At 72.4% G+C, this 24,450-nt stretch carries 26 protein-coding genes; 21 read left to right on the plus strand and 5 right to left on the minus strand.

All coding sequences use genetic code 11. The annotated features are described in order from the left end of the window. Positions 1-62: 62 nt before the first annotated feature. Together ACF1G2_RS07700 and ACF1G2_RS07705 are read right to left on the minus strand one after the other, a co-directional pair. Positions 63-863 carry a DUF3097 domain-containing protein gene (locus ACF1G2_RS07700; RefSeq protein WP_391797382.1) on the minus strand — a complete coding sequence of 267 codons (801 nt, stop codon included), beginning with the start codon at positions 861-863 and terminating at the stop codon, positions 63-65. A 10-nt stretch (positions 864-873) separates the two neighbouring features. Then, the gene (locus ACF1G2_RS07705; RefSeq protein ID WP_391797383.1) at positions 874-1,602 is read right to left on the minus strand and encodes an MBL fold metallo-hydrolase; all 729 of its coding nucleotides are present in this window, start codon (positions 1,600-1,602) and stop codon (positions 874-876) included. 153 nt (positions 1,603-1,755) lie between these two features. Here ACF1G2_RS07705 and hrcA point away from each other — a divergent pair, with 153 nt between their 5' ends. From hrcA to ACF1G2_RS07725, 4 genes are all read left to right on the plus strand, one after another. Next, positions 1,756-2,775, plus strand: a complete 1,020-nt coding sequence (gene hrcA / locus ACF1G2_RS07710; protein ID WP_361434985.1) for a heat-inducible transcriptional repressor HrcA — start codon at positions 1,756-1,758, stop codon at positions 2,773-2,775. After that, positions 2,776-3,915: a molecular chaperone DnaJ gene (gene dnaJ / locus ACF1G2_RS07715; protein ID WP_383169887.1), complete on the plus strand. Its 1,140-nt coding sequence runs from the start codon at positions 2,776-2,778 to the stop codon at positions 3,913-3,915. It abuts the gene before it with no gap. Positions 3,916-4,118: 203 nt separating this feature from the next. Next, positions 4,119-5,198 carry a nitronate monooxygenase gene (locus ACF1G2_RS07720; protein WP_391797384.1) on the plus strand — a complete coding sequence of 360 codons (1,080 nt, stop codon included), beginning with the start codon at positions 4,119-4,121 and terminating at the stop codon, positions 5,196-5,198. Then, the gene (locus tag ACF1G2_RS07725) at positions 5,195-5,938 is read left to right on the plus strand and encodes a 16S rRNA (uracil(1498)-N(3))-methyltransferase (protein WP_391797385.1); all 744 of its coding nucleotides are present in this window, start codon (positions 5,195-5,197) and stop codon (positions 5,936-5,938) included. Before ACF1G2_RS07720 ends, ACF1G2_RS07725 begins: the two co-directional genes overlap by 4 nt. Here ACF1G2_RS07725 and ACF1G2_RS07730 read toward each other — a convergent pair. Beyond that, positions 5,935-6,288, minus strand: a complete 354-nt coding sequence (locus tag ACF1G2_RS07730; protein ID WP_391797386.1) for a hypothetical protein — start codon at positions 6,286-6,288, stop codon at positions 5,935-5,937. The genes ACF1G2_RS07725 and ACF1G2_RS07730 overlap by 4 nt on opposite strands. Before the next feature lie 91 nt (positions 6,289-6,379). Here ACF1G2_RS07730 and ACF1G2_RS07735 point away from each other — a divergent pair, with 91 nt between their 5' ends. The 6 genes from ACF1G2_RS07735 to ACF1G2_RS07760 are packed head-to-tail and all read left to right on the plus strand — an operon-like array spanning position 6,380 to position 12,208. Beyond that, entirely contained in the window at positions 6,380-7,714 is a 1,335-nt protein-coding gene (locus ACF1G2_RS07735) for an AAA family ATPase (RefSeq protein ID WP_391797387.1), read from the plus strand. Next, the gene (locus ACF1G2_RS07740; RefSeq protein WP_391797388.1) at positions 7,711-8,796 is read left to right on the plus strand and encodes a tetratricopeptide repeat protein; all 1,086 of its coding nucleotides are present in this window, start codon (positions 7,711-7,713) and stop codon (positions 8,794-8,796) included. Before ACF1G2_RS07735 ends, ACF1G2_RS07740 begins: the two co-directional genes overlap by 4 nt. Further along, positions 8,796-9,884, plus strand: a complete 1,089-nt coding sequence (locus ACF1G2_RS07745; RefSeq protein ID WP_391797389.1) for a tetratricopeptide repeat protein — start codon at positions 8,796-8,798, stop codon at positions 9,882-9,884. Before ACF1G2_RS07740 ends, ACF1G2_RS07745 begins: the two co-directional genes overlap by 1 nt. 55 nt (positions 9,885-9,939) lie before the next feature. After that, positions 9,940-10,299 carry a histidine triad nucleotide-binding protein gene (locus ACF1G2_RS07750; protein WP_391797586.1) on the plus strand — a complete coding sequence of 120 codons (360 nt, stop codon included), beginning with the start codon at positions 9,940-9,942 and terminating at the stop codon, positions 10,297-10,299. A gap of 3 nt (positions 10,300-10,302) precedes the next feature. Next, positions 10,303-11,205: a ribonuclease Z gene (locus ACF1G2_RS07755; protein WP_391797390.1), complete on the plus strand. Its 903-nt coding sequence runs from the start codon at positions 10,303-10,305 to the stop codon at positions 11,203-11,205. Between the two features lie 4 nt (positions 11,206-11,209). Continuing rightward, entirely contained in the window at positions 11,210-12,208 is a 999-nt protein-coding gene (locus tag ACF1G2_RS07760) for an adenosine deaminase (protein WP_391797391.1), read from the plus strand. A 187-nt stretch (positions 12,209-12,395) separates the two neighbouring features. On the opposite strand, the gene ACF1G2_RS07765 is transcribed toward ACF1G2_RS07760, so the two are convergent. Further along, the gene (locus ACF1G2_RS07765; protein WP_391797392.1) at positions 12,396-13,760 is read right to left on the minus strand and encodes an MFS transporter; all 1,365 of its coding nucleotides are present in this window, start codon (positions 13,758-13,760) and stop codon (positions 12,396-12,398) included. 241 nt (positions 13,761-14,001) lie between these two features. On the opposite strand from ACF1G2_RS07765, the gene ACF1G2_RS07770 reads away from it, so the two are divergent. The 11 genes from ACF1G2_RS07770 (at position 14,002) to era (ending at position 24,086) form a co-directional block, all read left to right on the plus strand. Then, the gene (locus ACF1G2_RS07770; RefSeq protein WP_391797393.1) at positions 14,002-15,135 is read left to right on the plus strand and encodes a PfkB family carbohydrate kinase; all 1,134 of its coding nucleotides are present in this window, start codon (positions 14,002-14,004) and stop codon (positions 15,133-15,135) included. A 106-nt stretch (positions 15,136-15,241) separates the two neighbouring features. Further along, entirely contained in the window at positions 15,242-16,264 is a 1,023-nt protein-coding gene (locus ACF1G2_RS07775; protein ID WP_391797394.1) for a PhoH family protein, read from the plus strand. Between the two features lie 28 nt (positions 16,265-16,292). Further along, positions 16,293-16,790, plus strand: a complete 498-nt coding sequence (gene ybeY, locus ACF1G2_RS07780) for an rRNA maturation RNase YbeY (protein ID WP_352187910.1) — start codon at positions 16,293-16,295, stop codon at positions 16,788-16,790. A gap of 7 nt (positions 16,791-16,797) precedes the next feature. After that, positions 16,798-18,102, plus strand: a complete 1,305-nt coding sequence (locus ACF1G2_RS07785; RefSeq protein ID WP_391797395.1) for a hemolysin family protein — start codon at positions 16,798-16,800, stop codon at positions 18,100-18,102. Then, positions 18,092-18,445 carry an MmcQ/YjbR family DNA-binding protein gene (locus ACF1G2_RS07790; protein WP_352187912.1) on the plus strand — a complete coding sequence of 118 codons (354 nt, stop codon included), beginning with the start codon at positions 18,092-18,094 and terminating at the stop codon, positions 18,443-18,445. The genes ACF1G2_RS07785 and ACF1G2_RS07790 overlap by 11 nt, the downstream gene beginning before the upstream one ends. 210 nt (positions 18,446-18,655) lie before the next feature. Further along, entirely contained in the window at positions 18,656-19,381 is a 726-nt protein-coding gene (locus ACF1G2_RS07795) for a hypothetical protein (protein ID WP_391797396.1), read from the plus strand. 27 nt (positions 19,382-19,408) lie between these two features. Continuing rightward, positions 19,409-19,771, plus strand: a complete 363-nt coding sequence (locus tag ACF1G2_RS07800; protein ID WP_391797397.1) for a cytidine deaminase — start codon at positions 19,409-19,411, stop codon at positions 19,769-19,771. A 196-nt stretch (positions 19,772-19,967) separates the two neighbouring features. After that, positions 19,968-20,441, plus strand: a complete 474-nt coding sequence (locus tag ACF1G2_RS07805; protein WP_391797398.1) for a hypothetical protein — start codon at positions 19,968-19,970, stop codon at positions 20,439-20,441. A gap of 193 nt (positions 20,442-20,634) precedes the next feature. Continuing rightward, positions 20,635-21,966 (plus strand): beta-xylosidase, encoded by a 1,332-nt coding sequence (locus tag ACF1G2_RS07810; protein WP_391797399.1) that lies wholly within the window; start codon positions 20,635-20,637, stop codon positions 21,964-21,966. A 192-nt stretch (positions 21,967-22,158) separates the two neighbouring features. Then, on the plus strand, positions 22,159-23,106 hold the full coding sequence (locus tag ACF1G2_RS07815) for a WxL protein peptidoglycan domain-containing protein (RefSeq protein ID WP_391797400.1): 948 nt from the start codon (positions 22,159-22,161) through the stop codon (positions 23,104-23,106). A gap of 38 nt (positions 23,107-23,144) precedes the next feature. Beyond that, positions 23,145-24,086: a GTPase Era gene (gene era / locus ACF1G2_RS07820; RefSeq protein WP_391797401.1), complete on the plus strand. Its 942-nt coding sequence runs from the start codon at positions 23,145-23,147 to the stop codon at positions 24,084-24,086. A 91-nt stretch (positions 24,087-24,177) separates the two neighbouring features. On the opposite strand, the gene ACF1G2_RS07825 is transcribed toward era, so the two are convergent. After that, the gene (locus tag ACF1G2_RS07825; RefSeq protein WP_391797402.1) at positions 24,178-24,441 is read right to left on the minus strand and encodes a protealysin inhibitor emfourin; all 264 of its coding nucleotides are present in this window, start codon (positions 24,439-24,441) and stop codon (positions 24,178-24,180) included. Positions 24,442-24,450: the final 9 nt, after the last annotated feature.

Raw genomic sequence — 24,450 nt, forward strand, 5'->3', positions numbered from 1 at the left:
CCAAGGCGCGGCGACGGGGCCTCGCTGTCGCGGCCCGCGCGGATCGGCCGGGTGGGACGGCGCTAGGGCGCCGTCACGAAGTCGATCAGTTCCTCCACCCGGCCCAGGAGCGACGGCTCCAGGTCCTTGTAGGAGTGGACCTTCGACAGGATGTGCTGCCAGGCCGCTCCCGTGTTCTGCGGCCAGCCCAGCGCCCGGCAGACGCCCGTCTTCCAGTCCTCGCCCCGGGGGACCGCCGGCCAGGCCGGGATGCCCACGGAGGACGGCTTCACCGCCTCCCAGACATCGATGTACGGGTGCCCCACGATCAGGACGTCCGGGGACGAGACCTGCGCCGCGATGCGGGACTCCTTCGAGCCCGGCACCAGGTGGTCGACGAGGATGCCGAGCCGCGCGTCCGCCGCCGGGCCGAACTCCGCGACGATCGACGGGAGGTCGTCGATGCCCTCCAGGTACTCCACCACCACGCCCTCGATACGCAGGTCGTCGCCCCAGACCCGCTCCACCAGCTCCGCGTCGTGCCGGCCCTCCACGTAGATCCGGCCCGCCCGCGCCACCCGCGCCCGCGCGCCCGGGACCGCGACGGACCCCGAGGCCGTGCGGCTGGGGCGCGCCGGACCGGCCGCCGGGCGGACCAGCGTCACCACCTTGCCCTCCAGCAGGAAGCCCCGGGGATCCATCGGGAACACACGGTGCTTGCCGAAGCGGTCCTCCAGCGTGACCGTGCCGGCCTCGCAGCGGATCACCGCTCCGCAGAATCCCGTCGCGACCTCCTCCACCACGAGGTCCACCTCCGCCGGCACCTCCGGCACCGGGGCGGATCGCTTCCAAGGGGGCGTCAGGTCCGGGTTGTAGCTGCGCATTCGGGCGACGTTATGCGACGGAGAAGCGCCGTGCCAGCTCATCCCGCTGGCGCCGCACGAACGCCGCGTCCACCACCGCCCCGTGTCCCGGCACGTACAGCGCGTCCTCCCCGCCGAGCGCCAGCAGCCGGTCCAGGGCCGCCGGCCAGCGCGAGCCGATCGCGTCGCTTCCGGCCTGCGGCTCGCCCGACTCCTCGACCAGGTCGCCGCAGAAGACGACCTCCACCCCGTCGACGTCCGGGACGAGGAGCGTCAGATCATGACCCGAGTGCCCCGGCCCCACGTTGGCCAGCAGCACCTGGCGGCCGCCCAGGTCCAGCGTCCATTCGCCCGACACCATGTGCCCCGGCAGGACGAGGGTGTCCACGGCCTCCGTCGCCGCCGACTCCGCCACCCCGTGCCGTACCGCGTCCTCCCGCAGCGCGTGCCCTTCCCGTCGCAGCAGCTCGTCCAGGCCCACCGCCCCGAACACCTCCGCCCCCGCGAAGGCGGCCGTGCCGAGGACATGATCGAAGTGCGGGTGGCTCAGTGCGATGTGTGTCACTCTCCGGCCGCCCGCGAGCGCCTCCGCCTGCCCCCGCAGCTCGGCGCCCTCGGCGAGCGTGGAGCCCGTGTCGTACAGCAGCACGGCGCGCTCGCCCAGTACCAGCCCCACCGTGGCGTCCCAGCCGGGCAGTCGGCGCCTGCCCACCCCGTTACCGAGCCGCTCCCAGCCGTACTCTTCCCAATCGACATCCATACCGCGACGCTATCCGCAACGACGTGGCCTCCGACCCGGCCTCCTTGCCAGGAGCGATGCCCGCCGCCGTACACTGGCCGGGGGATTCCTGGCACTCGAACAGGGCGAGTGCCAAATGCGGAGCAACCGATACGACAGCTGGAGGTGTGCGCGATGCTCAGCGAACGCAGACTCGAGGTGCTGCGCGCCATCGTCCAGGACTATGTCGGGACGGAGGAGCCGGTCGGCTCCAAGGCGCTCACGGAGCGCCACAAGCTCGGCGTCTCGCCCGCCACCGTGCGTAACGACATGGCCGTCCTGGAGGACGAGGGCTACATCGCCCAGCCTCACACCAGCGCCGGACGCATCCCGACCGACAAGGGCTACCGGCTCTTCGTCGACCGGCTCGCCGGCGTCAAGCCGCTGTCGACGCCCGAGCGGCGCGCGATCCACAACTTCCTCGACGGAGCCGTCGATCTCGACGACGTCGTCGGGCGCACGGTCCGGCTGCTCGCGCAGCTGACCCGGCAGGTCGCCGTCGTGCAGTACCCGTCGCTGACCCGCTCGACGGTCCGGCACGTGGAGCTGCTGTCGCTGGCCCCCGCCCGGCTGATGCTGGTGCTGATCACGGACACCGGCCGGGTCGAGCAGCGCGTCATCGACTGCCCGGCGCCGTTCGGCGAGACCTCGCTCGCGGACCTGCGCGCCCGGCTCAACAGCCGTGTCGTCGGCCGCCGTTTCGCGGACGTGCCGCAGCTGGTGCAGGATCTTCCGGAGTCCTTCGAGGAGACGGAGGACCGCGGCACGGTCTCGACGGTGCTCGCGACCCTGCTCGAAACCCTGGTGGAGGAGCACGAGGAGCGGTTGATGATCGGCGGTACCGCCAATCTCACCCGTTTCGGCCATGACTTCCCCCTCACGATCAGGCCCGTTCTCGAAGCCCTCGAGGAGCAGGTCGTGCTCCTCAAGCTGCTGGGCGAGGCCAAGGACTCGGGCATGACCGTACGGATCGGGCACGAGAACGCCCACGAGGGCCTCACGTCCACGTCCGTCGTCGCGGTCGGCTACGGTTCGGGCGACGAGGCAGTCGCCAAACTCGGCGTGGTCGGACCGACCCGCATGGACTACCCCGGAACGATGGGAGCGGTACGCGCAGTGGCACGTTACGTCGGACAGATCCTGGCGGAGTCGTAAGTGGCCACGGACTACTACGCCGTACTCGGCGTGCGCCGCGACGCGTCCCAGGACGAGATCAAGAAGGCATTCCGGCGGCTCGCCCGCGAGCTGCACCCGGATGTCAATCCCGATCCGAAGACGCAGGAGCGGTTCAAGGAGATCAACGCCGCCTACGAGGTGTTGTCGGACCCGCAGAAGAAGCAGGTCTACGACCTCGGTGGCGACCCGCTGTCCGCGTCCGGCGGCGGCGGTGGAGCCGGCGGCTTCGGCCAGGGCGGCTTCGGGAACTTCTCGGACATCATGGACGCCTTCTTCGGCACGGCGTCGCAGCGCGGACCGCGCTCGCGCACGCGCCGCGGCCAGGACGCCATGATCCGGCTGGAGATCGACCTCAACGAGGCCGCCTTCGGTACGACGAAGGACATCCAGGTCGACACGGCGGTCGTCTGTACGACCTGCTCCGGCGAGGGTGCCGCGCCCGGCACGTCCGCCCAGACCTGTGACATGTGCCGCGGCCGTGGTGAGGTCTCGCAGGTCACGCGGTCCTTCCTGGGCCAGGTCATGACCTCTCGCCCCTGCCCCCAGTGCCAGGGCTTCGGCACGGTCGTCCCCACCCCGTGCCCCGAGTGCGCGGGCGACGGGCGGGTCCGCTCGCGGCGCACGCTCACCGTGAAGATCCCGGCCGGTGTCGACAACGGGACGCGCATCCAGCTCGCGGGCGAGGGTGAGGTCGGCCCCGGCGGCGGCCCCGCCGGTGACCTGTACGTCGAGATCCACGAGGTCCCGCACGAGGTCTTCCAGCGCCGCGGCGACGACCTGCACTGCACGGTCACCATCCCGATGACGGCGGGAGCGCTCGGTACGAAGGTGCCGTTGCAGACGCTCGACGGGATGGAGGAGGTCGACATCCGCCCGGGCACCCAGTCCGGCCAGTCGATCCCGCTGCACGGGCGCGGCATCACGCACCTGCGCGGCGGCGGCCGGGGAGACCTGATCGTGCACGTCGAGGTGACGACGCCGTCGAAGCTCGACGCCGAGCAGGAGCGGCTGCTGCGCGAACTGGCGAAGCTGCGCGGCGAGGAACGGCCCACGGGTCAGTTCCAGCCGGGTCAGCAGGGGCTGTTCTCGCGGTTGAAGGACGCGTTCAACGGGCGGTAGGCGTACTGCTGCCGGGGGTCCGGGGGTCGTCCCCCGGGCAGGCACAGTCAGCCGGGTCAGCAGGGGCTGTTCTCGCGGTTGAAGGACGCGTTCAACGGGCGCTAGACCGGATCCCCGCCGCCCGTCGGGCGGTCGGTTCCGGGCCTGGAAGGGCGGTATCCGCGGGTCGCGGATGCCGCCCTTCCGTATGACACGATGCCTGCATGTCCACCGCGCTGAACGATCTCTCCCGATACCCGATCGTGCAGGCCCCCATGGCGGGTGGCGCGTCCTGCCCGGAGCTCGTCGGAGCCGTGTGCGCCGCCGGCGGGCTCGGGTTCCTCGCCGGGGGCTACAAGACCGCGGGCGGGCTCTACCAGGAGATCAAGCAGGTGCGCGGGCTGACCGGCGAGCCCTTCGGCGTCAACCTCTTCGTGCCGCCCGGCGGGCAGCCCGCCGATCCGGCCGCCGTCGAGGTGTACCGGCACCAGCTCGCCGGGGAGGCCACCTGGTACGAGACGGCCCTCGGCGACCCCGACAACGGGCGCGACGACGCCTACGACGCCAAGCTCGCGATCCTGCTCGAAGACCCGGTCCCCGTCGTCTCGTTCACCTTCGGCTGCCCCGACCGGGACACCTTCGACGCCTTCGCCCGCGCCGGTACGTACACGATCGTCACCGTCACCTCCGCCGACGAGGCCCAGGCGGCCCAGCGGGCCGGGGCGGACGCCGTCTGCGTGCAGGGCGTGGAGGCCGGCGGACACCAGGGCACGCACCGCGACGACCCGGACGCCGCTCTCGCCGGGACCGGGCTCCTCACGCTCGTCACCCAGGTCCGGGAGGCGGTGCAGCTTCCGATCCTCGCGGCCGGCGGGATCATGCGCGGCGCGCAGATCGCCGCGGTCCTCGCGGCCGGTGCCGACGCCGCCCAGCTGGGCACCGCGTTCCTCGTGTGCCCCGAGTCGGGGGCGCACGCGCTGCACAAGCAGGCCCTGACCAACCCCCTCTTCGTCCGGACCGAGCTCACCCGGGCCTTCTCCGGCCGCCCGGCGCGCGGGCTCGTCAACCGGTTCATGCGCGAGCACGGGCCGTACGCCCCCGCCGCCTATCCCGAGGTCCACCACCTCACCGCCCCCGTCCGCAAGGCAGCCGCCACCGCGGGCGACGCGCAGGGTATGGCCCTGTGGGCCGGCCAGGGGCACCGGCTGGCCCGCGAACTCCCCGCGGGCCGGCTCGTCGAGGTGCTGGCCGCCGAACTCGACACCGCACTCACCGCGCAGGCCCACAGGAGCAACGCCTCATGACCGCACCCGTCTTCGTCGTCGAGGCCGTCCCCGGCAACGGCCCCTTCCTCCTCGACGGCCCCGAGGGCCGTCACGCCGTCTCCGTGAAGCGGCTGCGCGCGGGGGAGGACGTCGTCCTCACCGACGGGCGGGGCACCTGGGCCGACTGCGTGGTGCTCGGCGCCGAGGGCAAGGACCAGCTGACCGTCGAGGTCTCCGGCAGGTACGAGGAGGCCGCGCCCGCGCCCCGTATCACCGTCGTCCAGGCGCTGCCCAAGGGCGACCGGGGCGAACTGGCCGTCGAGATCATGACGGAGACCGGGGTCGACGCGATCGTGCCGTGGGCCGCGTCCCGCTGCATCACCCAGTGGAAGGGCGACCGCGGGCTCAAGGCCCTCGCCAAGTGGCGGGCCACCGCGCGCGAGGCCGGCAAGCAGTCCCGCCGTACGCGCTTCCCCGAGGTCGCCGACGCGATGACCACCAAGCAGGTCGCCGCACTCCTCGCGGGGGCCGACCTCGCCGCCGTGCTGCACGAGGACCGGGACCACCCGAGCGGCGCGCTCGCCGAAGCCGAACTCCCTGCCGAGGGCGAGATCGTGCTCGTCGTGGGCCCTGAAGGGGGCGTGTCCCCGGAGGAGTTGGCGGCCTTCGAGGCGGCGGGCGCGAAACCGTACCGACTCGGCCACAGCGTCCTGCGTACCTCCACGGCCGGTACGGCGGCCACGGCGCTGCTCCTCGGCCGCACGGGCCGCTGGAGCTAGTCCGCCACCAGCGTGTCGAAGAGGGGCCAGCCGTCCGTCTCGTGCAGGCCGTGGGCCGTCGGGAGGAGACCGCGTGCCGTGGCCTCGTCGAGGAAACGGCGTACCACCCCGGGCTCGTTGAGGTTGAGGTAGCCGTCTCCGGTGTCCGCGACCTGGCCCGCGCCCATGTACCCGCCCTGCGTCACACGGCCCGGGCCCTCCTGGAAGACCAGGCGCAGCTGGGCGTGCGGGGTCTCGGCCCGGCGCAGCGTCAGGAGTTCCCGGCAGGGCGGGTGCAGGTGCCCGACCGACCAGAGCCAGACCGTGCCGTCCGCCGTCAGCCTGCGCGGTACGCGTTCTCGTCGCCCCATGCGCCCACGGTATGCGCGGAGCCCGGGGGCGCGGCAACGGGATTTCGGACCCGGTGGGTGCGGAAGGCATGTCGGTTCATAGGGTGACCGCATGTCCGACGAGTCTCCTCTGATCCGTAGTCTGCGCGCCGCGGTCGCCGCCGCGCCCGAAGACGTGCCCCTGCGGCTGCACTTCGCCGAACTGCTCCTCACCGAGGGGCGCGGCGACGAGGCCGTCACCGAGGCCGCCGTCGCGCTCCAGCGCGCGCCGGGTGACGAGGCGGCGCGGGCGCTGATGCTCCGGGCGATGGGACAGCACGCCGCACCCGCAGCGGCCCCGGCGGCAGAAGCCGCCCCCGCGACCCCCGCCGGCGAAGCCGCCCCGACCGCCCCTGCCGCCGACGCCGCCCCCGCCCGGTCCTCCTCCTTCGACTGGAACGCGGCCGAGCAGGAGGTCGGGGACCTCGTCGGGCCCCGGTTCGTCGAGGGCGGCGGCGGTGACGGCGACGACCTGGAGCAGCCGCTCACCTCCGACGGCGGCGGAGACCCCGGGGACGCCTCGGCCTGGGACGTCGACGCCCCCGGCTCCGTACGCCTCGCCGACGTCGGCGGCATGCAGGAGGTCAAGGGCCGCCTGGAGGCCGCCTTCCTCGCTCCCATGCGCAACCCCGAACTCCGCAGGCTGTACGGCAAGTCCCTGCGCGGCGGCCTGCTCCTGTACGGCCCGCCCGGCTGCGGCAAGACCTTCATCGCCCGCGCCGTCGCCGGCGAACTCGGCGCGAGCTTCATGTCGGTCTCGCTCTCCGACATCCTCGACATGTACATCGGCACGTCCGAGAAGAACGTCCACGACATCTTCGAGACCGCCCGCGCCCAGGCCCCGTGCGTCGTCTTCCTCGACGAGCTCGACGCCCTCGGCGCCAAGCGCTCCCGTACACACCACAGCGGACTGCGCAACGTCGTCAACCAGCTCCTCACCGAGCTCGACGGAGTCGACGGGGCCGAGAACGAGGGCGTCTTCGTCCTCGCCGCCACCAACGTCCCCTGGGACGTGGACCTCGCGCTGCGCCGCCCCGGCCGCCTCGACCGGACCCTGCTCGTGCTGCCGCCCGACGCTCCGGCCCGCGAGGCGATCCTCCGCTACCACCTGCGCGAGCGCCCCATCGAATCGGTCGATCTCGGCAAGCTCGTCAAGATCACCGAGGACTTCTCCGGCGCGGACCTCGCCCATCTCTGCGAGACGGCCGCCGAGTCCGCGCTCCTCGACTCCGCCCGTACCGGCACCGTCCGCATGATCAACATGAAGGATCTGCTGGGCGCGGCGAAGCAGCTGAAGCCGTCGAGCGAGTCCTGGTTCGCCGCCGCCCGCAACGTGGCGATGTTCGCCAACGACGGCGGGATGTACGACGACCTGGTCACCTACCTGAAGAAGAAGCGGAAGCTGTGAGCGTGAAGCACCCGGAGTTGGAACAGGCCGAGCTGCTCTACGGCATGGGCCGGTACGGCGAGAGCCGGGAACGCGTCGCCCGGTGGATCGCCGAGGCCCCCGACGACCACCACGCCCTGGTGCTGCTCGCTCGGTGCCTCATAGCCGAGGAGCGATTCGCAGAGGGCCTCGGCGCCGCCGACGCGGCGCTGACCCACGCCCCGGACTTCGCCTACGGGCACTACATCCGCGGTGTCGCGCTGCGCCGCCAGGGGCGGCCGCACGACGCCGAGGAGGCGATGCGGGAGACCATCCGTCTCGACCCGGACTACTGGGCGCCGCGCGCCGTGCGCGCCGAGCTGATGCCCTTCGTGCGCGACCGGTTCCCGGGAGGCGACGCGGCGGCGGTCGCCGAGGGACTCGCGGAGGCACAGGAAGCCGTCCGGCTGGGGCCGGAGGAGCCCCGCGCGTGGGAGGCCCTGTACAAGCTCGCCCTTTTCAACCGGCGCCCCGACCTCGCCGACGAGGCCGTCCGGCAGCTCCTGCGGATCGACCCGACCAACACCCTCGCCGTGACGATGGCCACGGAGGACGAGGCCGCCAAGCCCGGCACCTCCGCCGCGCAGGCCGCCGACCTCTACGCCGGCGGTCTCGCCGCCGCCCCCGACTCCAACTGGCTGCGCAGGGACCTCGACAAGGCCGTCTACCGGATGCTGCGGGGGACGCGCTGGCTCGCGCTGCTCTGCCTGGTCCTGGCGGGTGTCACCCTCGACATCTTCCCGACCGACGGCGAGGAGCCGAAGGAGCTCCCCGTCGACCTCGGCACCCGGCTCTGGGCGTTCGCGCTGATGGCGGCGGTGTGGGGCTTCGGCGCCCTGCGCCGCTACCGGCGGATGCGCACCGGCGCCCGGCTGACCGTGCGCGCGCTCGTGCGACGGCTGTTCTGGCCCCGGGTCGTCCTCGCACAGGCCACCCTCGCGACGCTCTGCGCCCTGGTGATGCTCCTCGTGCCGTGGACCGACCGCACGGTCCCGCAGGTCCTGTTCTGGGTCGGACTCGTACCGAACCTGCTCAGCATCACCCATGACCGGGACAAGGTCTGATGCACCCCGCCCTGGACAGGGCCGACGCCCTCTTCGACGTGGGGCGGTACGAGCAGGCCGCCGCCCTCGCCGCGCAGCATCTGGCCACCGACCCGCAGGACGCCGCCGCGCTGGTCCTGCTGGCCCGCTGTCGGCACCGGCTGGGCCGCGAACAGGAGGCACTCGAGTCGGTCGAGGCGGCGCTGCTCGTCGAACCGGACTCACTGCCGGCCTGGTTGATGCGCACCCACGTCCTGCTCGCCGTGCAGCGTTACGAGGAGGCGGAACGGTCCGCCCGGTACGCCGTCGAACTCGCCCCGCAGTACTGGGGCAGTCACTACGCCCTCGGCACCGTCCTCGACCGGTCCGTCCGCGTCGAGCGCCGGCGCGAGGCGTACGAGGCTGCCCGGACCGCCGTCGCGCTCGGCCCCGAGGAGAGCGACGCGCATTTCCTCGTCGGCCTCACCGCCCAGCGCACCGGCGACCACCGCGTCGCCCGGCAGGCCTACGAGACGGCGCTGCGCCTCGATCCGCAGAGCAGCGAGGCCCACAACAACCTCTCCCTCCTGCATCTGCGCCGACGCTGGTTCCGGCCGGGGTCGTGGACGAAGGCCGCCGAGGGCTTCGTCGAGTCGGCGGCGCTGGACACGAACGACCGCCAGGCCCGCTACAACCTGGAGACCATGGCCTGGGGCACCGCCGCGGGGGCCCGCTGGGTGGCCCTGGCCGGCTTCCTCGCCGCCGGCCTCGGCTCCGCGCCGCTCCGCACCGGCGGCTCGGGCGGCGACGCCCTGGTCCCGTACCTGATCGGCGCGGTCGTCCTCGTCGGCGGCTGGGCGGGCTGGGCGGTGTGGATCACCCGGCGCGTACCACCGCGGCTGCGCCGCCCGCTGATCCTCGTGGCGCGCAACTGCCCGCCCGTGCTCGCCATGGCGATCGCCGTCGGACTGCTCGGGCTCCACTCGGCGGTCTCCATGGCCGTGGTGACGCTGGACGCGTCCGTCGTCGGGGCGCTCGGCTACCCGCTGTTCTGGATCGTGATCATCACCTACTGGGTCAGCCGCTCCCGCCTGCAGCGCCGCGCCCCCGGACCCGAGCGCGGTCGGTGACACGGCCGATACGATGCCGGAGTATCTGATCTTCCGAGGCGAGGAGGCCCGGGCCATGGCCGGAGAGCCGCAGAGCGACTGCCTGTTCTGCAAGATCGCGGACGGGGAGGTTCCGGCGACGATCGTGCGTGAGACGGAGACCACCCTCGCCTTCCGGGACATCAACCCGCAGGCGCCCACGCACGTGCTCGTCATCCCGCGCGTCCACTACCCCGACGCCGCCAGCCTCGCCGCCGCCGCGCCGACCATCGCCGCGGACGTGCTGCGCGAGGCCGGCGAGATCGCCGCGCAGGAGAAGGTCGACGGCACCGGCTTCCGCATCATCTTCAACACCGGGGCCGGCGCGGGCCAGACCGTCTTCCACGCCCACGCGCACGTCCTCGGCGGCCGCGGTCTCAACTGGCCCCCCGGATAAGACGTGTCCGTACGTGAACTCGTCGTGCTCGGGACCGCCAGCCAGGTCCCGACCCGGCACCGCAACCACAACGGCTACCTGCTGCGCTGGGACGGCCAGGGCATCCTGTTCGATCCCGGCGAGGGCACCCAGCGCCAAATGCTGCGGGCCGGGGTCGCCGCGCACGACATCGACCGGATCTGCGTCACGCACTTCCACGGCGACCACTCGCTCGGTCTGGCCGGGGTGATCCAGCGGATCAACCTCGACCAGGTCCCGCACCCGGTCACCGCGCACTACCCGGCGAGCGGGCAGCACTTCTTCGAACGGCTGCGGTACGCGACGGCCTACCGCGAGACGGTGCGGCTGACGCAGGCCCCGGTGGACGCCGACGGGCCCCTCGCGGTGACCGACTCGTACACGCTCGACGCGTACCGGCTCTCGCACCCGGTGGAGTCGTACGGCTACCGCATCACCGAGCCCGACGGGCGCCGCATCCTGCCCGAGCGGCTCGCCGCGCACGGCATCAAGGGCCCGGACGTCGGCCGGATCCAGCGCGAGGGCGTCCTGGACGGCGTGACGCTGGACGAGGTCAGCGAGGTCCGGCGCGGGCAGCGGTTCGCGTTCGTCATGGACACCCGGCTCTGCGACGGCGTGTACGCGCTCGCCGAGGGCGCCGACATGCTGGTCATCGAGTCGACCTTCCTCGACGAGGACGTCCGGCTCGCCACCGACCACGGCCACCTGACGGCCGGACAGGCCGCCGCCGTCGCGCGCGACGCGGGGGTGAGGCACCTCGTCCTGACCCACTTCTCGCAGCGGTACGGCGACCCCGCCGAGTTCGAACGGCAGGCGCGGGCGGCCGGGTTCGACGGCGAGCTGAGCATTGCCCAGGACCTGATGAGGGTCCCCCTACCGAAAAGATAGATCGATGCCCCTCCCCAAGGCCGAACTCCACCTCCACATCGAAGGCACCCTCGAACCCGAGCTGGCGTTCGCGCTCGCCGCGCGCAACGGCGTCACCCTGCCGTACGCGGACACCGAGGAGCTGCGCAAGGCGTACCTCTTCAGCGATCTGCAGTCCTTCCTCGACCTGTACTACGGGCTGATGGCCGTGCTCCACACGGCCGAGGACTTCACCGAGCTGGCCGACGCCTACCTGGCGCGGGCCGCCGCGCAGGGGGTGCGGCACGCCGAGATCTTCTTCGACCCGCAGGCACACACGGCGCGCGGGGTCCCGATCGGCACCGTGATCGAGGGCCTGGCCCGCGCGCTCGACGGGGCGGAGGAACGGCACGGCGTCTCCACGCGGCTGATCATGTGCTTCCTGCGGGACGAGTCCGCCGAGTCGGCGATGGCCACGCTGGAGGCCGCGCGGCCGTATCTGCACCGGATCACGGGCGTCGGCCTGGACTCGGCGGAGGTGGGCCACCCGCCGTCGAAGTTCCGCGAGGTGTTCGCGGCGGCGGAGGCCCTCGGTCTGCGGAAGGTCGCGCACGCGGGCGAGGAGGGCCCGCCGGCGTACATCCGCGAGGCGCTGGACGTCCTCGGCGTGGAGCGGATCGACCACGGGCTGCGGTGCATGGAGGACCCGGAGCTGGTGTCACGCCTTGTGCGGGAGCGGGTGCCGCTCACGCTCTGCCCGCTGTCGAACGTACGCCTGCGCGCGATCGACGTCCTGGAGGACCACCCGCTGGCCTCGATGCTGGGCGCGGGTCTGATGGCGACCGTCAACTCGGACGACCCGGCATACTTCGGCGGCTACGTGGGCGACACGTTCGACGCGGTGCGGGGTGCGCTGGGGCTGGACCGGGAGCAGCTGCGGACGCTGGCCCGCAACTCCTTCGAGGCGTCGTTCCTGGATGACGACGAGGACCGCAGGGCGCGGTACGTGGCCGAGGTCGAGGCGTACGACTTCGAAGCGGAGTGAGGCGTACGGAGTCGAGGCCGAGGCCGTGGACGGGCGCCGGGGCGGGGCCCGGCGCCCGGCCGGCGGTTGCACGGCGCCCGTCCTGTGGCTGCCGTTGATGTCTTGACGGGTCCAGGGCGTGTTTCGAAAGTCCCGTCTGGCCGGGGGCCCGCCCTTCGGGCGAACGGCGCTCCTTTCGGAACACGCCCTAGCCCTGGTCGCTCGGGCGGGCCAGGCGGAAGGACCGGCGGTCGGCGCGGCGGCGGGTGGGGACCGGGATCTCGGTGACCTCCTGCTCGGGGGCGCCCATCTGCGGCACCAGGCCCGTCGCGGCGGTCGTCGTGCCCGCCAGCACCGCCGCCGGGGCGCCGCCGCGACGGCGCACGGAGCCGGGGACCAGCGGGCGGCCCGAGGTGTGCAGCGCGACCGCCGTCATCGGGACCGCGACCAGCAGGAGCAGCACGCACAGGACCAGGCCCATGCCCGGGTAGCCGGCCTGCTCGGACAGGACGCTGCCGGCGACCGGCCCGCAGGCCACGCCCAGGGAGGACGCCGAGCCGACCAGCACGGCCCAGCGGCCGCGCGGGTCCAGGGAGGCGGCGAGACCGAGCAGGTACGACAGGACGACCGGGTAGAAGACGTTCCAGAGGATCTCGCCGGTCGCGAAGGCGGCCAGGTTCTCCGCGCGTGAGCTGATCAGTACGCACCCGGCGATGATCGCCGTGCCCGCCCCGACCGGCGCGGCCCTGCCGATCCGCGAGCCGAGCGCCCCCGCGGCCGTCACGCCCGCGAGTCCGGCCCCCAGCGCCGCCGCGAAGACGGCGCCGACGGTGACCTCGCTCAGCCCGGCCTGGGTGAGACCGATCCGGCCGCTCACGCCCCAGAGGGCGTTCTGTGCCATGGACCAGCACAGGATCGCCCCGGCGAGGACGAGACCGGAGCGCCGGTGGGGGAGCGGAGAGCCCCCGCCCCCGACCCGGACCGGCTCCGCGGCCGGGCGCCCGGCCCCGCCCGTCGGACGGCCCAGGCCGCCTGCCGGTCCGCCCGCCAGGCCCCGCGTCAGCGGCCAGACCAGCGCCGCCGCCACCGCGATGGACGCGAACGGCAGCGCGTGGCCGCCGCCGAGGTGGGGGAGCGAGAGGTAGAGCGCGCCTGCCGTCGCCGAGACGGACAGCAGGCCGAGCGTCGAGGCCCGGTGCGGGTCCCGCTGCGCCGCGATGCCCGCCGCGGCCACGGCCAGCGTCGTACCGGAACCGAAGCCGCCGGCCACCGCGCCGCTGACCACCTGCGGAACGCTCGTGGTCAGCGCCGCCGAGCCATAGCCGACGATCATCGCGAGGAGGCCGATGCGGGCCGCCCGGCGCGGGCCGAGCCGCTCCACGCGCGCGGCCAGCGTGAAGCCGGCCGAGGCGGAGGAGAGGAGCAGCACCGAGCCGACCAGTCCCGCCTGGGCCGGGGTGAGGCCCAGTCCGGCGGAGAGTCTGCCGACGACGGTCGGGAGCAGGTACGGAGCGAGATAACCGGCCGTGAACAGGGCGACAAGGGGCCCCAGGGCACGCGGGCGCGACGACATGGGTGTTCCAGGGAACGGGAGGTATGGGAGGGGCGCCCGGTGTTGCACGGGGTCGCGGGACATATCTATCAAGCGGGCGGGGGCTCGCAGAAGCCCGAAAGGGAAGGAAACCCCGCATTCGGAATGTGATCTGGGTCACCATGGGTTTGGGGTCGAGTTCCTCGGGTAAGAGCGCGAGCTTTTTCATCTCGCCGCACCCGCCACTCAGGCCCCATCGGGCACACTTGACCTGATCCGCACGATGTTCGGGGAGCCTGCCGTGACCACAGCAAGGGGAGACCAGCAACGCGACGCGGGAGTCGACCCGTTGGTGCGTCTGCGCGAGCCCACCGACCCCGCCTGCGACGTCTTCCTCACCGGCACGGTCTTCCTCGACATCATCTTCACCGGCCTCGACTGCGCCCCCGTGCGCGGCACCGAGTCCTGGGCCAGGGGCATGGGTTCCAGCCCCGGCGGCGTCGCCAACATGGCCACCGCCCTCGCCCGCCTCGGCCTGCGCACCTCGCTCGCCGCCGCGTTCGGGGACGACCACTACGGCGAGTACTGCTGGGACGCCCTTGAGCAGGGCGAGGGCATCGACCTCTCGCTGTCCCGCACCGTGCCCGGCTGGCACTCCCCGGTCACCGTCTCCATGGCGTACGAGGGCGAGCGCACGATGGTCTCCCACGGCCACGAGGCCCCGCCCCTGGACGGTGCCCTGCCCGCCTACCCGCCGCACGCCCGGGCCGCCGTCGCCTCCCTGGCGCCGGGCCGCGCGGAGGAGTGGGTCGCCCAGGCCGCGCGGGGCGGCGCACGGGTCTTCGCCGACGTCGGCTGGGACGACACCGGCCGCTGGGACCTGAACGGCCTGACCGACCTGGCGCACTGCGAGGCCTTCCTGCCCAACGCCCAGGAGGCCATGCGCTACACCCGCACCGACTGCCCGCGGGCCGCCGCCCGCGCGCTCGCCGACAAGGTCCGCTACGCCGTGGTCACCCTCGGCGCGGAGGGCGCGTACGCGGTCGACGGCGCCACCGGCGAGACCGCGGAGGTCCCGGCCATCGAGGTCTCCGCCCTCGACCCGACCGGCGCCGGCGACGTCTTCGTGGCCGGATTCGTCACCGGCACCCTCGCGGACTGGCCCCTCGCCGACCGGCTGGCCTTCGCCGGACTGATCGCCGCGCTCTCCGTCCAGGAGTTCGGCGGCTCGCTCTCCGCGCCCGGCTGGGGCGAGGTCGCCACCTGGTGGGAGCACGTCCAGGAGCACGTCTGCCAGGACCCGGAGGCCCTGCGCGGCCGGTACGCCTTCCTGGAGCGGCTGCTCCCGGCCGCGACCCGCCCCTGGCCCCTGCGGCGCGCGGTCCCGACGATCGGGTTCAGAGCGGCCCCGTCGTAAAAGCCTTCGGCCGTGTCGGTGACAAGTCGTAGGCTTGGTACCCCAGAGGTTGTCGAGCAGCGAGAACCCTGCAACGGGAGGTATGTGCAGGCCACAGTGCCGGCCCATGACTCAGACACCCACAGCACCCAAGGGCGCGCCGGGCGAGGCCCGCGCCCACTTCACCGTCCCCGCCAAGCATCCGATGGTGACCGTTCTCGGCTCCGGTGACGCACTCCTGCGCGTGATCGAGAGGGAGTTCCCGAAGGCCGACATCCATGTCCGGGGCAACCAGGTCAGCGCGGTGGGCGAGGCGACGGAAGTCGCTCTCATCCAGCGCCTGTTCGACGAGATGATGCTGGTGCTCCGCACCGGACAGCCGATGACGGAGGACGCAGTGGAACGCTCGATCGCCATGCTCAGGGCGAGCGAGAACGGCAAGGCGGAGGACGGCCAGGAGACCCCGGCCGAGGTGCTCACGCAGAACATCCTCTCCAGCCGCGGTCGCACCATCCGCCCCAAGACCCTCAACCAGAAGCGGTACGTCGACGCGATCGACAAGCACACGATCGTCTTCGGCATCGGCCCCGCGGGCACCGGCAAGACGTACCTGGCCATGGCCAAGGCGGTCCAGGCCCTGCAGTCCAAGCAGGTCACCCGGATCATCCTGACCCGGCCGGCCGTCGAGGCGGGCGAGCGGCTCGGCTTCCTGCCCGGCACGCTCTACGAGAAGATCGACCCGTACCTGCGCCCGCTCTACGACGCGCTGCACGACATGCTCGACCCGGACTCGATCCCGAAGCTGATGGCCTCGGGCACGATCGAGGTCGCGCCGCTGGCGTACATGCGAGGACGGACGCTCAACGACGCGTTCATCATCCTCGACGAGGCGCAGAACACGAACCCCGAGCAGATGAAGATGTTCCTCACCCGGCTCGGCTTCGAATCCAAGATCGTCATCACCGGTGACATCACCCAGGTCGACCTGCCCGGCGGCACGAAGAGCGGTCTCCGCCAGGTCCGGGACATCCTGGACGGCGTCCCCGACGTGCACTTCTCGACGCTCACCTCCCAGGATGTCGTCCGGCACAAGCTCGTCGGCCGTATCGTCGACGCGTACGAGCAGTACGACAGCCGCAACGGCCTGTGAATTTCCGAAGCTGGAGCAGAGAAGCACCATGTCGATCGACGTCAACAACGAGTCCGGAACCGAGGTCGACGAGCAGGCGATCCTCGACATCGCCCGCTACGCGCTCGCGCGGATGCGCATCCACCCGCTCTCCGAACTCTCGGTGATCGTCGTGGACGCCGAGGCGATGGAGCAGCTCCACATCCAGTGGATGGACCTGCCGGGCCCGACGGACGTCATGTCCTTCCCGATGGACGAGCTGCGCCCGCCCACGAAGGACGACGAGGAGCCCCCGCAGGGCCTCCTCGGCGACATCGTGCTCTGCCCCGAGGTCGCCACCCAGCAGGGCAAGGACGCGCCGACGCAGCACTCCATGGACGAGGAGCTCCAGCTCCTCACCGTCCACGGAGTGCTGCACCTGCTGGGCTACGACCACGAGGAGCCGGACGAGAAGGCCGAGATGTTCGGCCTCCAGGCAGCGATCGTCGACGGCTGGCGCGCGGAGAAGGGCCTGACCGGCCCCTCCCCGGCGCCGACCGTCTCCTGAGCCCCCGATGGACGCATCGCTCATCCTCGGCGCCGTCGGCCTGGTCGTCGTCGCCTGGCTGGCCGCCTGTGCCGAGGCCGGCATCGCCCGGGTCTCCAGTTTCCGCGCCGCCGAGGCCGTACGGTCGGGGCGCCGCGGCGCCGAGAAGCTGGCGCAGGTCGCCGCAGACCCGACCCGCTATCTCAACGTGGCGCTGCTCGTCCGCGTCGCCTGCGAGATGGCGGCCGGCGTCCTCGTCACGTACGCCTGCCTGGAGGAGTTCTCCGAGACCTGGCAGGCCCTGCTCGTCGCCATCGCGGTGATGGTGCTCGTCTCGTACGTCGCCGTCGGCGTCTCGCCGCGCACCATCGGACGGCAGCACCCGCTGAACACGGCGACCGCGGCGGCGTACGTCCTGCTGCCGCTGGCCCGCGTCATGGGCCCGATCCCGCAGCTGCTCATCCTCGTCGGCAACGCGCTCACCCCCGGCAAGGGCTTCCGCAAGGGACCCTTCGCCTCCGAGGCCGAGCTGCGGGCGATGGTCGACCTGGCCGAGCAGGAGTCGCTGATCGAGGACGACGAGCGCCGGATGGTGCACTCCGTCTTCGAACTCGGCGACACGCTCGTACGGGAGGTCATGGTGCCGCGCACCGACCTCGTCTGCATCGAGCGGTACAAGACGGTCCGTCAGGCCCTCACGCTCGCGCTGCGGTCCGGCTTCTCGCGGATCCCCGTCACGGGTGAGAACGAGGACGACATCGTCGGCATCGTGTATCTGAAGGACCTGGTCCGCAAGACGCACATCAACCGGGACGCCGAGGCGGACCTGGTGTCCACGGCGATGCGCGCGGCGGCCTTCGTGCCGGACACCAAGAACGCGGGCGACCTGCTGCGCGAGATGCAGCAGGAGCGCAACCACGTCGCCGTCGTCATCGACGAGTACGGCGGCACGGCGGGGATCGTCACGATCGAGGACATCCTGGAGGAGATCGTCGGGGAGATCACCGACGAGTACGACCGGGAGCTCCCGCCGGTCCAGGAGCTGGGCGACGACCGCTACCGGGTCACCGCCCGCCTCGACATCGGCGACCTCGGCGAGCTGTACGGCTTCGGCCCCGACGAGTACGACGACGAGGACGTGGAGACCGTCGGCGGACTGCTCGCCAAGGCGCTCGGCCGCGTGCCGATCTCCGGAGCCAAGGCGGTCGTGGAGCTGCCTGACGGGCGCTCCCTGCGGCTGACCGCCGAGTCCCCCGCGGGACGACGGAACAAGATCGTGACGGTGCTCGCGGAGCCCGTGCCGGCCGCCGAAGGGACCGGGGATGACGCCTGACCAGCTGCGCGCCTTCTGCCTGGAGTTCAACGACGCGACGGAGGAGTTCCCCTTCGGGCCGGACACCTCCGTCTTCAAGGTCGCCGGGAAGATGTTCGCGCTGTCCTGGCTCGACGGCAGACCCCTGCGCATCAACCTCAAGTGCGAGCCCGAGGAGGCGGTGCGGCTCCGCGAGGAGTATCCGGCGGTCGCCCCCGGCTACCACATGAACAAGCGCCACTGGAACACGGTGACCGTCGGCGAGCTCCCGGACCGCATGGTCCGGGAGCTCGTCGAGGACTCCTACGACCTGGTGGTCGCGGGCCTCCCGAAGGCGGTCCGCCTCCGCCTCGACCGGCCGTAGCGCAGGCCCCAGGGCGCCCGGCCCGCCCGGAGAAGCGCCGCCGGTCCCCGTACCCGATCGCGGTCCGACCAGCGACCGTTCGGGTCCGGGCCCGGATGCCCCGCGCACAGGAACGTCACAGCGGCCGGATATCCTCCTCGCGATCCGGCCGTCCCCTCCCTCCGGTGCCGGTTAGTCACGTCACTCGCACCTGCAAGGGGTTCTTTCATCATGCGTACGCGCCTCCGCCACGGCCTGGCCGCCGCCCTCACCGTCTCCGCGCTCTCCCTCGTCGCCGCGTGCGGCGGCGGCGACAGCAAGGACGACGCCAAGAAGGACGCCGACAAGCCGGCCGCCACCACGTCCGCGGCACCCACCTCCGCCGCGCCCGCCACGCCGCTGACGGCCGCCCAGATGAAGGCCGGCATCCTCGAGGTGAAGGACCTGCCGTCCGGCTGGAAGACCACCAAGCACGAGACGACCTCGTCGGTCTACAAGGTCGACAAGGCCGCGTGCGAGCCGCTCGCCCCGATGCTGGGCGGCGACATCGCAGGCGCCACCAAGGGCGCCACCGGCGACTTCGCCGTGGGCAACAACGACTCCGAGATCACCGAGGAGATCGTGACCTTCGACGGCACCGGCGCCGCCGACTACATCAAGAAGCTCGGCGGCGCGCTGGACGCCTGCCCCGACTTCACCACCGAGGCCGACGGCACCAAGATGAAGGTCGCGGTGAAGAAGATCACCGCCCCGCAGGGCGCCGAGGAGGCGCTCGCCTTCCAGCTGTCGCTGGAGGTCGCGCCCGGCATGAAGATCGAGCCGAACCTCATCGTCGTCCGCCAGGGCACCGGTGTGATGCGGTTCCTGCACCTCGCCGACGCCGCCACCGCCAAGAAGGACTTCGACACCCTCGCCAAGCTCGCCACCGACAAGTTCGTGAAGGGCGCGCAGAGCTGATCCCGGGCCCCGACCTATCCTCGGGGCATGACGATTCAGCCTGACCACGGCGCCCTCGGCGCCGAGGACCTCAAGATCATCACGCTGGCGCGCAGCGCCCGCGCCCGCAACGGTGTGCCCGAGGGCGCGGCGGTACGGGACGAGACCGGTCGCACGTACGTGGCCGGAACCGTGGCCCTGGAGTCGCTCAAGCTGAGCGCGCTGCAGACCGCGGTCGCGATGGCCGTGGCCAGTGGCGCCCAGTCCCTGGAGGCCGCGGCCGTCGTCTCGACCGCCGACGCGGCCTCGGACGAGGACCGTGCGGCGGTGCGCGACCTCGGCGGTCCGGACACCCCCGTCCTGCTCGCCGGGCCCGACGGGCAGCTGCGCGTCGCGGTCACGGCGGGCTGAGGTCCAGGCGGACCCGAAGGGGGCTCGGCAGCACGCCGGGCCCCCTTTGCGCGTTTGTGAAGAATCAACGAGACGTCTCTTGTCTTCCCAGGCCCGGTGCGCGTCAATGACAGCGGTCCGTCCGACGGGCCGTCAGATTCACGCCTCACGCAGCGTCCGCACCCCTGCGTGCTTCATCGGGAAGGGGTACGACCTCATGAGAGGCAGCAACTTAGGAATCGGTGCCGTCCTCGCGGGCGCGCTCGCCGTGACCGGACTCGCCTTCGCCCCGGCGGCCGCCGCCGTGACACCGGGCAGCGCCACGGCGACGTACGACTGCGGGTTCTGGGGCGGAGGGCTCGCCACCCTCCAGGCCACGCAGAGCGGCACGGCCGCGACGATCACCCTCACCTCGGCCGTCAAGACGCCGGTCGCGGTCGGCGCCGACACCATCAACGCCCAGCTGACGATGGCCAAGGGCGGTGGCGGAACCCGCGTGTTCAGCGGCACCAGGAACCCGGCCCTGGCGGCGAACCAGTCCGTCACGATCGGTCCGCTCGGCGGGACCGTGGCCGCCGGCGACAGTCTCAACTCGTACTTCGCCGGCACCGCGCTCACCATGACGATCTTCGGCGTGACCGTGAACTGCGACGCGGTCACCTCGCAGTCGCCCGGGCCGTTCGTCTTCTGACGGCCCCTGTCGCACCACTCGCCGGCGTCGCCTCGGGCGGCGCCGGTACCTGTGTTGCACACGCGCCTGACCAGGCAAAACGTCGATCTTGACAGCATCTGATGGGCCATCAGTCGGTGCATTTCGATTCCATTGACTTCTCCTCACGCGCGGCCGTCAATGGCGCCCTCTCATCCCTCAGGAGGGGGCACACATGGCTCTGAGAAACCCGCCCCGAAGACGGCGCTGGACCGCCGCCCTCGGGGCCACCGCCCTCGCGTTCGGCGTCGCCGGCGCGCTGGCCCCACCGGCCGGAGCGCTTCCCGCGTCCCAGGCGGTGGACTTCACGACCCGCTGCGTCCCGCCGCCGATCGCCGGCATCCCGCCGATCGAGGGCACCACGACGGCGGAGATCACGGTCGACAAGCCCACGCCCAAGGTCGGCGACACCGTCACGGTCACCTACACCGTCACCAAGCCGGCCGCGTCGAACCCGGTCGACCTGGCCCTTCCGGCCGACATCATGACCCCGAGCGGCAAGGTCGTCCTCGGCGGCGCCCAGTCCGGCGCGGTCACCGTCACCGGGCCCAAGAAGAACCCGCCGGTCCCCGGAAAGGGCGCCTTCCCGGCGTTCTCGATGACCGGTACGTTCACGGTCACCGCGCCCGGCTCGATCAGTCTCTCGCCCGGCGACTACAACATCCACACCAGTTACATCATGGAGCTGGACACCCCCTGTACCGTCCTGAACCCGCCCGCCCCCGTCTCCGAGACGGTCGTCGCGAGCGCGCAGCCGGGAGCCAACGAGCGCAACATCGCGCTCGACGCGGCCTCCGGCGCACCCGGCGCCCGGGTCACCGTGACCGGCGCCAAGTTCACACCGCTCGCCGAGGTCACCGTCGTCGGCCGGTCCGGCGCGGCGGAGACCGCCGACAGGATGACCGTCACGACCGACAGCGCGGGCGGGTTCGTCGCCCGTCTGAAGGTCAACGACAAGGCGACGACCGGGGTCGTGGCGTACGAGGGTGCGGCCTGGGACCCGGAGAAGGGTGCCGGACCGGCCGCGTACACCGTCATCGACGACACCCCGCAGCCGCCGAACAGCCAGAAGCTCACGGCGACGGTCGCGGCGGGGCAGCTGTCGATGACCCAGGCCGGTGACGCCGTCCAGCTGTCGTCCGTCGACTTCGGTCAGGGAGGCGCGGCCACCGGCGATCTGAAGACGGTGACGGTCAAGGACTTCCGCGGCGGCCCCGCGGGCTGGTCCCTGACCGGCAAGGTCACCGACTTCACCGGACCCGGCGGCTCCATCGGCGCCGGCGCCCTCAGCTGGACCCCGGCCTGCACCACCAAGGCCGGCAGCCCGAGCACCTGCGTCCCCGGCTCGGCGGGCACGGTCGGCAGCGGCGGGGCGACCCTCGCCTCGACGCCGAACGGCACCCTCACCGGCGGTGAGTTCACCGTCGACGCCAAGGTCTCCCTCGACGTCCCGGCGTTCACCGCGCCCGGCTCGTACGCGGGCGTCCTGACGCTCACGCTCAGCTGATCCTCGGCACGCACCCAGCGGGCCGGGCGCGCACCCGGTCGGCCCGCTCCGAACCCTGCCTCACCACCCCACTCCGAACCTGCTCACCACCCCACTCCGGCCCCCGCTCCGGACCCGATCCGGAATCCCGCTCCGGAATCCCACTCCGGACCCGATCCGGAATCCCGCTCCGAACCCCGGGAGGTCCGCACCGTGCGCACCAGGCTGTACGTCCTCCTCGTCGCGGCGGCGCTCGTGCTGCTCGGCGCCCCGTCCGCCCGAGCCGCCGACAACGGGGAGTGGGCCGTCTACCCGGCCGCCTCCCAGCTCGGCAGCCGCCCGTACTTCTACCTCTCCGCGGACCCCGGCACGACCGTCACCGACGAGGTCACGGTCGCCAACAAGACCGGTACCCCCCGCACCTTCCGGCTCTACGGCGCCGACGCCTACAACACCGAACGCGACGGCGGCTTCGCCATCCGCACCAGCAGGGAGAAGCAGACCGGCGCCGGTGCCTGGATCGCACCCGCCCGCACCCGCGTCACGGTCCCGGCCCGCTCCTCCGTCACCGTGCCGTACACCCTGACCGTCCCCGAGGACGCGGAGCCCGGAGACCACCCCGGCGCCGTCGTCGCCCTCGACGAGCGCGTGGAGCCCGGCGGGAAGGGCTCGGTCGCGGTCGGTGTCCAGCGGGCCGTCGGAGCCCGGGTCTACCTCCGGGTCAACGGCCCCACCGTCCCCGCCCTCGCGGTCGAGGACGTCACCCTCGACCAGGACCGGCCGCTCGTCCCCGGCGCCGGTACGAGCACCGCCCTCATCTCGTACACGCTCCACAACCGCGGCAACGTCACGCTCAACCCCCGGGTCGCCCTGCGCGCCGAGGGCGTCTTCGGCCGCACCCTGCTCGCCCGCGACCTGGCGAAGATCCCCTCGGAGCTGCTGCCCCGCCAGAAGATCCGGCTCACGGAGCGGTGGACGGGGTCGCCGCAGTTCGACTGGGGCGAGGTGACGCTCACGGCCACCGCGAAGGACGTACGGGAGTCCGGGCGCGCCTCCTTCCTCGCGCTGCCCTGGCTCGCCGCGGCCACCGTGCTCGCCGGGGGAGCGGCGGCGCTGATCGGGCTGCGGGTCCGGCGCCGCAGGGGCTCCGGCGGGCACTGAGTACGTGACGGCGTCCCGCATCGGGGAGAATGGCCCCCATGAGCGCTCGTAACCAAGATTCCGAAGCCGTCCACCGGGCCGGCTTCGCCTGCTTCGTCGGCCGCCCCAACGCGGGCAAGTCCACCCTCACGAACGCTCTGGTCGGCCAGAAGGTGGCGATCACCTCCAACCGGCCGCAGACGACCCGGCACACCGTGCGCGGCATCGTGCACCGCCCGGACGCGCAGCTGATCCTGGTGGACACGCCCGGCCTCCACAAGCCGCGCACGCTCCTCGGCGAGCGCCTGAACGACGTCGTGCGCACGACGTGGGCCGAGGTCGACGTGATCGGCTTCTGCCTGCCCGCCGACCAGAAGCTCGGCCCCGGCGACCGTTTTATCGCCAAGGAGCTCGCGGGGATCAAGAAGACCCCGAAGGTCGCGATCGTCACCAAGACCGACCTGGTCGACTCCAAGACGCTCGCCGAGCAGCTCATCGCCGTCGACCAGCTCGGCAAGGAGCTGGGCTTCGAGTGGCAGCAGATCGTCCCCGTCTCCGCGGTGGGCGACAAGCAGGTCCAGCTGGTCGCCGACCTGCTGATCCCGCTCCTGCCGGAGTCCCCGCCGCTCTACCCCGAGGGCGACCTCACGGACGAGCCGGAACAGGTGATGGTCGCGGAGCTGATCCGCGAGGCCGCGCTGGAAGGCGTACGGGACGAGCTGCCGCACTCGATCGCGGTCGTGGTCGAGGAGATGATCCCGCGCGAGGACCGCCCGGCGGACAAGCCGCTGCTCGACATCCACGCGAACGTCTACATCGAGCGCCCCAGCCAGAAGGGGATCATCATCGGCCCGAAGGGCAGCCGCCTGAAGGAGGTCGGGATGAAGTCCCGCAAGCACATCGAGGCGCTGCTCGGGACCCCGGTCTTCCTCGACCTCCACGTGAAGGTCGCGAAGGACTGGCAGCGCGACCCCAAGCAGCTCCGCAAGCTCGGCTTCTAGGCCGCCCCGCGGGGCGGCCTCGGGGCCCGGCGTCGACCTCGCGCCCGGTGTCGGTCTCGGGGCCCGGGGTCGGTCGCGGGCCGGGTCGCCGTCAGGCGCCCTCCTTCAGGACCTTCGTGATCAGGGCGCGCTGCGACTCCGTCAGGCGCGGGTCGCAGCAGCGGACCGTCTCGTCGTCGACCGTGATCTCGTACGAGAAGCCGTCCGGCACGCCCCGGACGTCGCCGTTCCCCTCCCGGAGGACGGCGACGGCCAGTGTGTGCCAGTCCCCGGCGTCCGGCCGGCCGGAGGTGTCCACCTCGGCCGACCGCTCGATGCCCGCGAAGCCGCCGGTGCGCCGCACTCGAATACGCATGCCCCTGGT

It is taken from the genome of Streptomyces sp. NPDC013457 (assembly GCF_043089925.1).
Taxonomy (GTDB): Bacteria; Actinomycetota; Actinomycetes; order Streptomycetales; family Streptomycetaceae; genus Streptomyces.

Excerpts from the sequence above, each read along its gene's own strand:
- ACF1G2_RS07770 (WP_391797393.1), top strand. The coding sequence starts at position 14,002 with ATGTTCGGGGAGCCTGCCGTGACCACAGCAAGGGGAGACCAGCAACGC.
- hrcA (WP_361434985.1), top strand. The coding sequence starts at position 1,756 with ATGCTCAGCGAACGCAGACTCGAGGTGCTGCGCGCCATCGTCCAGGAC.
- ACF1G2_RS07790 (WP_352187912.1), top strand. The coding sequence starts at position 18,092 with ATGACGCCTGACCAGCTGCGCGCCTTCTGCCTGGAGTTCAACGACGCG.
- ACF1G2_RS07785 (WP_391797395.1), top strand. The coding sequence starts at position 16,798 with ATGGACGCATCGCTCATCCTCGGCGCCGTCGGCCTGGTCGTCGTCGCC.
- ACF1G2_RS07760 (WP_391797391.1), top strand. The coding sequence starts at position 11,210 with ATGCCCCTCCCCAAGGCCGAACTCCACCTCCACATCGAAGGCACCCTC.
- ACF1G2_RS07765 (WP_391797392.1), bottom strand. The coding sequence starts at position 13,760 with ATGTCGTCGCGCCCGCGTGCCCTGGGGCCCCTTGTCGCCCTGTTCACG.
- ACF1G2_RS07750 (WP_391797586.1), top strand. The coding sequence starts at position 9,940 with ATGGCCGGAGAGCCGCAGAGCGACTGCCTGTTCTGCAAGATCGCGGAC.
- ybeY (WP_352187910.1), top strand. The coding sequence starts at position 16,293 with ATGTCGATCGACGTCAACAACGAGTCCGGAACCGAGGTCGACGAGCAG.
- ACF1G2_RS07725 (WP_391797385.1), top strand. The coding sequence starts at position 5,195 with ATGACCGCACCCGTCTTCGTCGTCGAGGCCGTCCCCGGCAACGGCCCC.
- ACF1G2_RS07705 (WP_391797383.1), bottom strand. The coding sequence starts at position 1,602 with ATGGATGTCGATTGGGAAGAGTACGGCTGGGAGCGGCTCGGTAACGGG.
- era (WP_391797401.1), top strand. The coding sequence starts at position 23,145 with ATGAGCGCTCGTAACCAAGATTCCGAAGCCGTCCACCGGGCCGGCTTC.
- ACF1G2_RS07825 (WP_391797402.1), bottom strand. The coding sequence starts at position 24,441 with ATGCGTATTCGAGTGCGGCGCACCGGCGGCTTCGCGGGCATCGAGCGG.
- ACF1G2_RS07810 (WP_391797399.1), top strand. The coding sequence starts at position 20,635 with ATGGCTCTGAGAAACCCGCCCCGAAGACGGCGCTGGACCGCCGCCCTC.
- ACF1G2_RS07745 (WP_391797389.1), top strand. The coding sequence starts at position 8,796 with ATGCACCCCGCCCTGGACAGGGCCGACGCCCTCTTCGACGTGGGGCGG.
- ACF1G2_RS07795 (WP_391797396.1), top strand. The coding sequence starts at position 18,656 with ATGCGTACGCGCCTCCGCCACGGCCTGGCCGCCGCCCTCACCGTCTCC.
- ACF1G2_RS07700 (WP_391797382.1), bottom strand. The coding sequence starts at position 863 with ATGCGCAGCTACAACCCGGACCTGACGCCCCCTTGGAAGCGATCCGCC.
- ACF1G2_RS07805 (WP_391797398.1), top strand. The coding sequence starts at position 19,968 with ATGAGAGGCAGCAACTTAGGAATCGGTGCCGTCCTCGCGGGCGCGCTC.
- ACF1G2_RS07720 (WP_391797384.1), top strand. The coding sequence starts at position 4,119 with ATGTCCACCGCGCTGAACGATCTCTCCCGATACCCGATCGTGCAGGCC.
- ACF1G2_RS07730 (WP_391797386.1), bottom strand. The coding sequence starts at position 6,288 with ATGGGGCGACGAGAACGCGTACCGCGCAGGCTGACGGCGGACGGCACG.
- ACF1G2_RS07775 (WP_391797394.1), top strand. The coding sequence starts at position 15,242 with ATGACTCAGACACCCACAGCACCCAAGGGCGCGCCGGGCGAGGCCCGC.
- ACF1G2_RS07800 (WP_391797397.1), top strand. The coding sequence starts at position 19,409 with ATGACGATTCAGCCTGACCACGGCGCCCTCGGCGCCGAGGACCTCAAG.
- ACF1G2_RS07735 (WP_391797387.1), top strand. The coding sequence starts at position 6,380 with ATGTCCGACGAGTCTCCTCTGATCCGTAGTCTGCGCGCCGCGGTCGCC.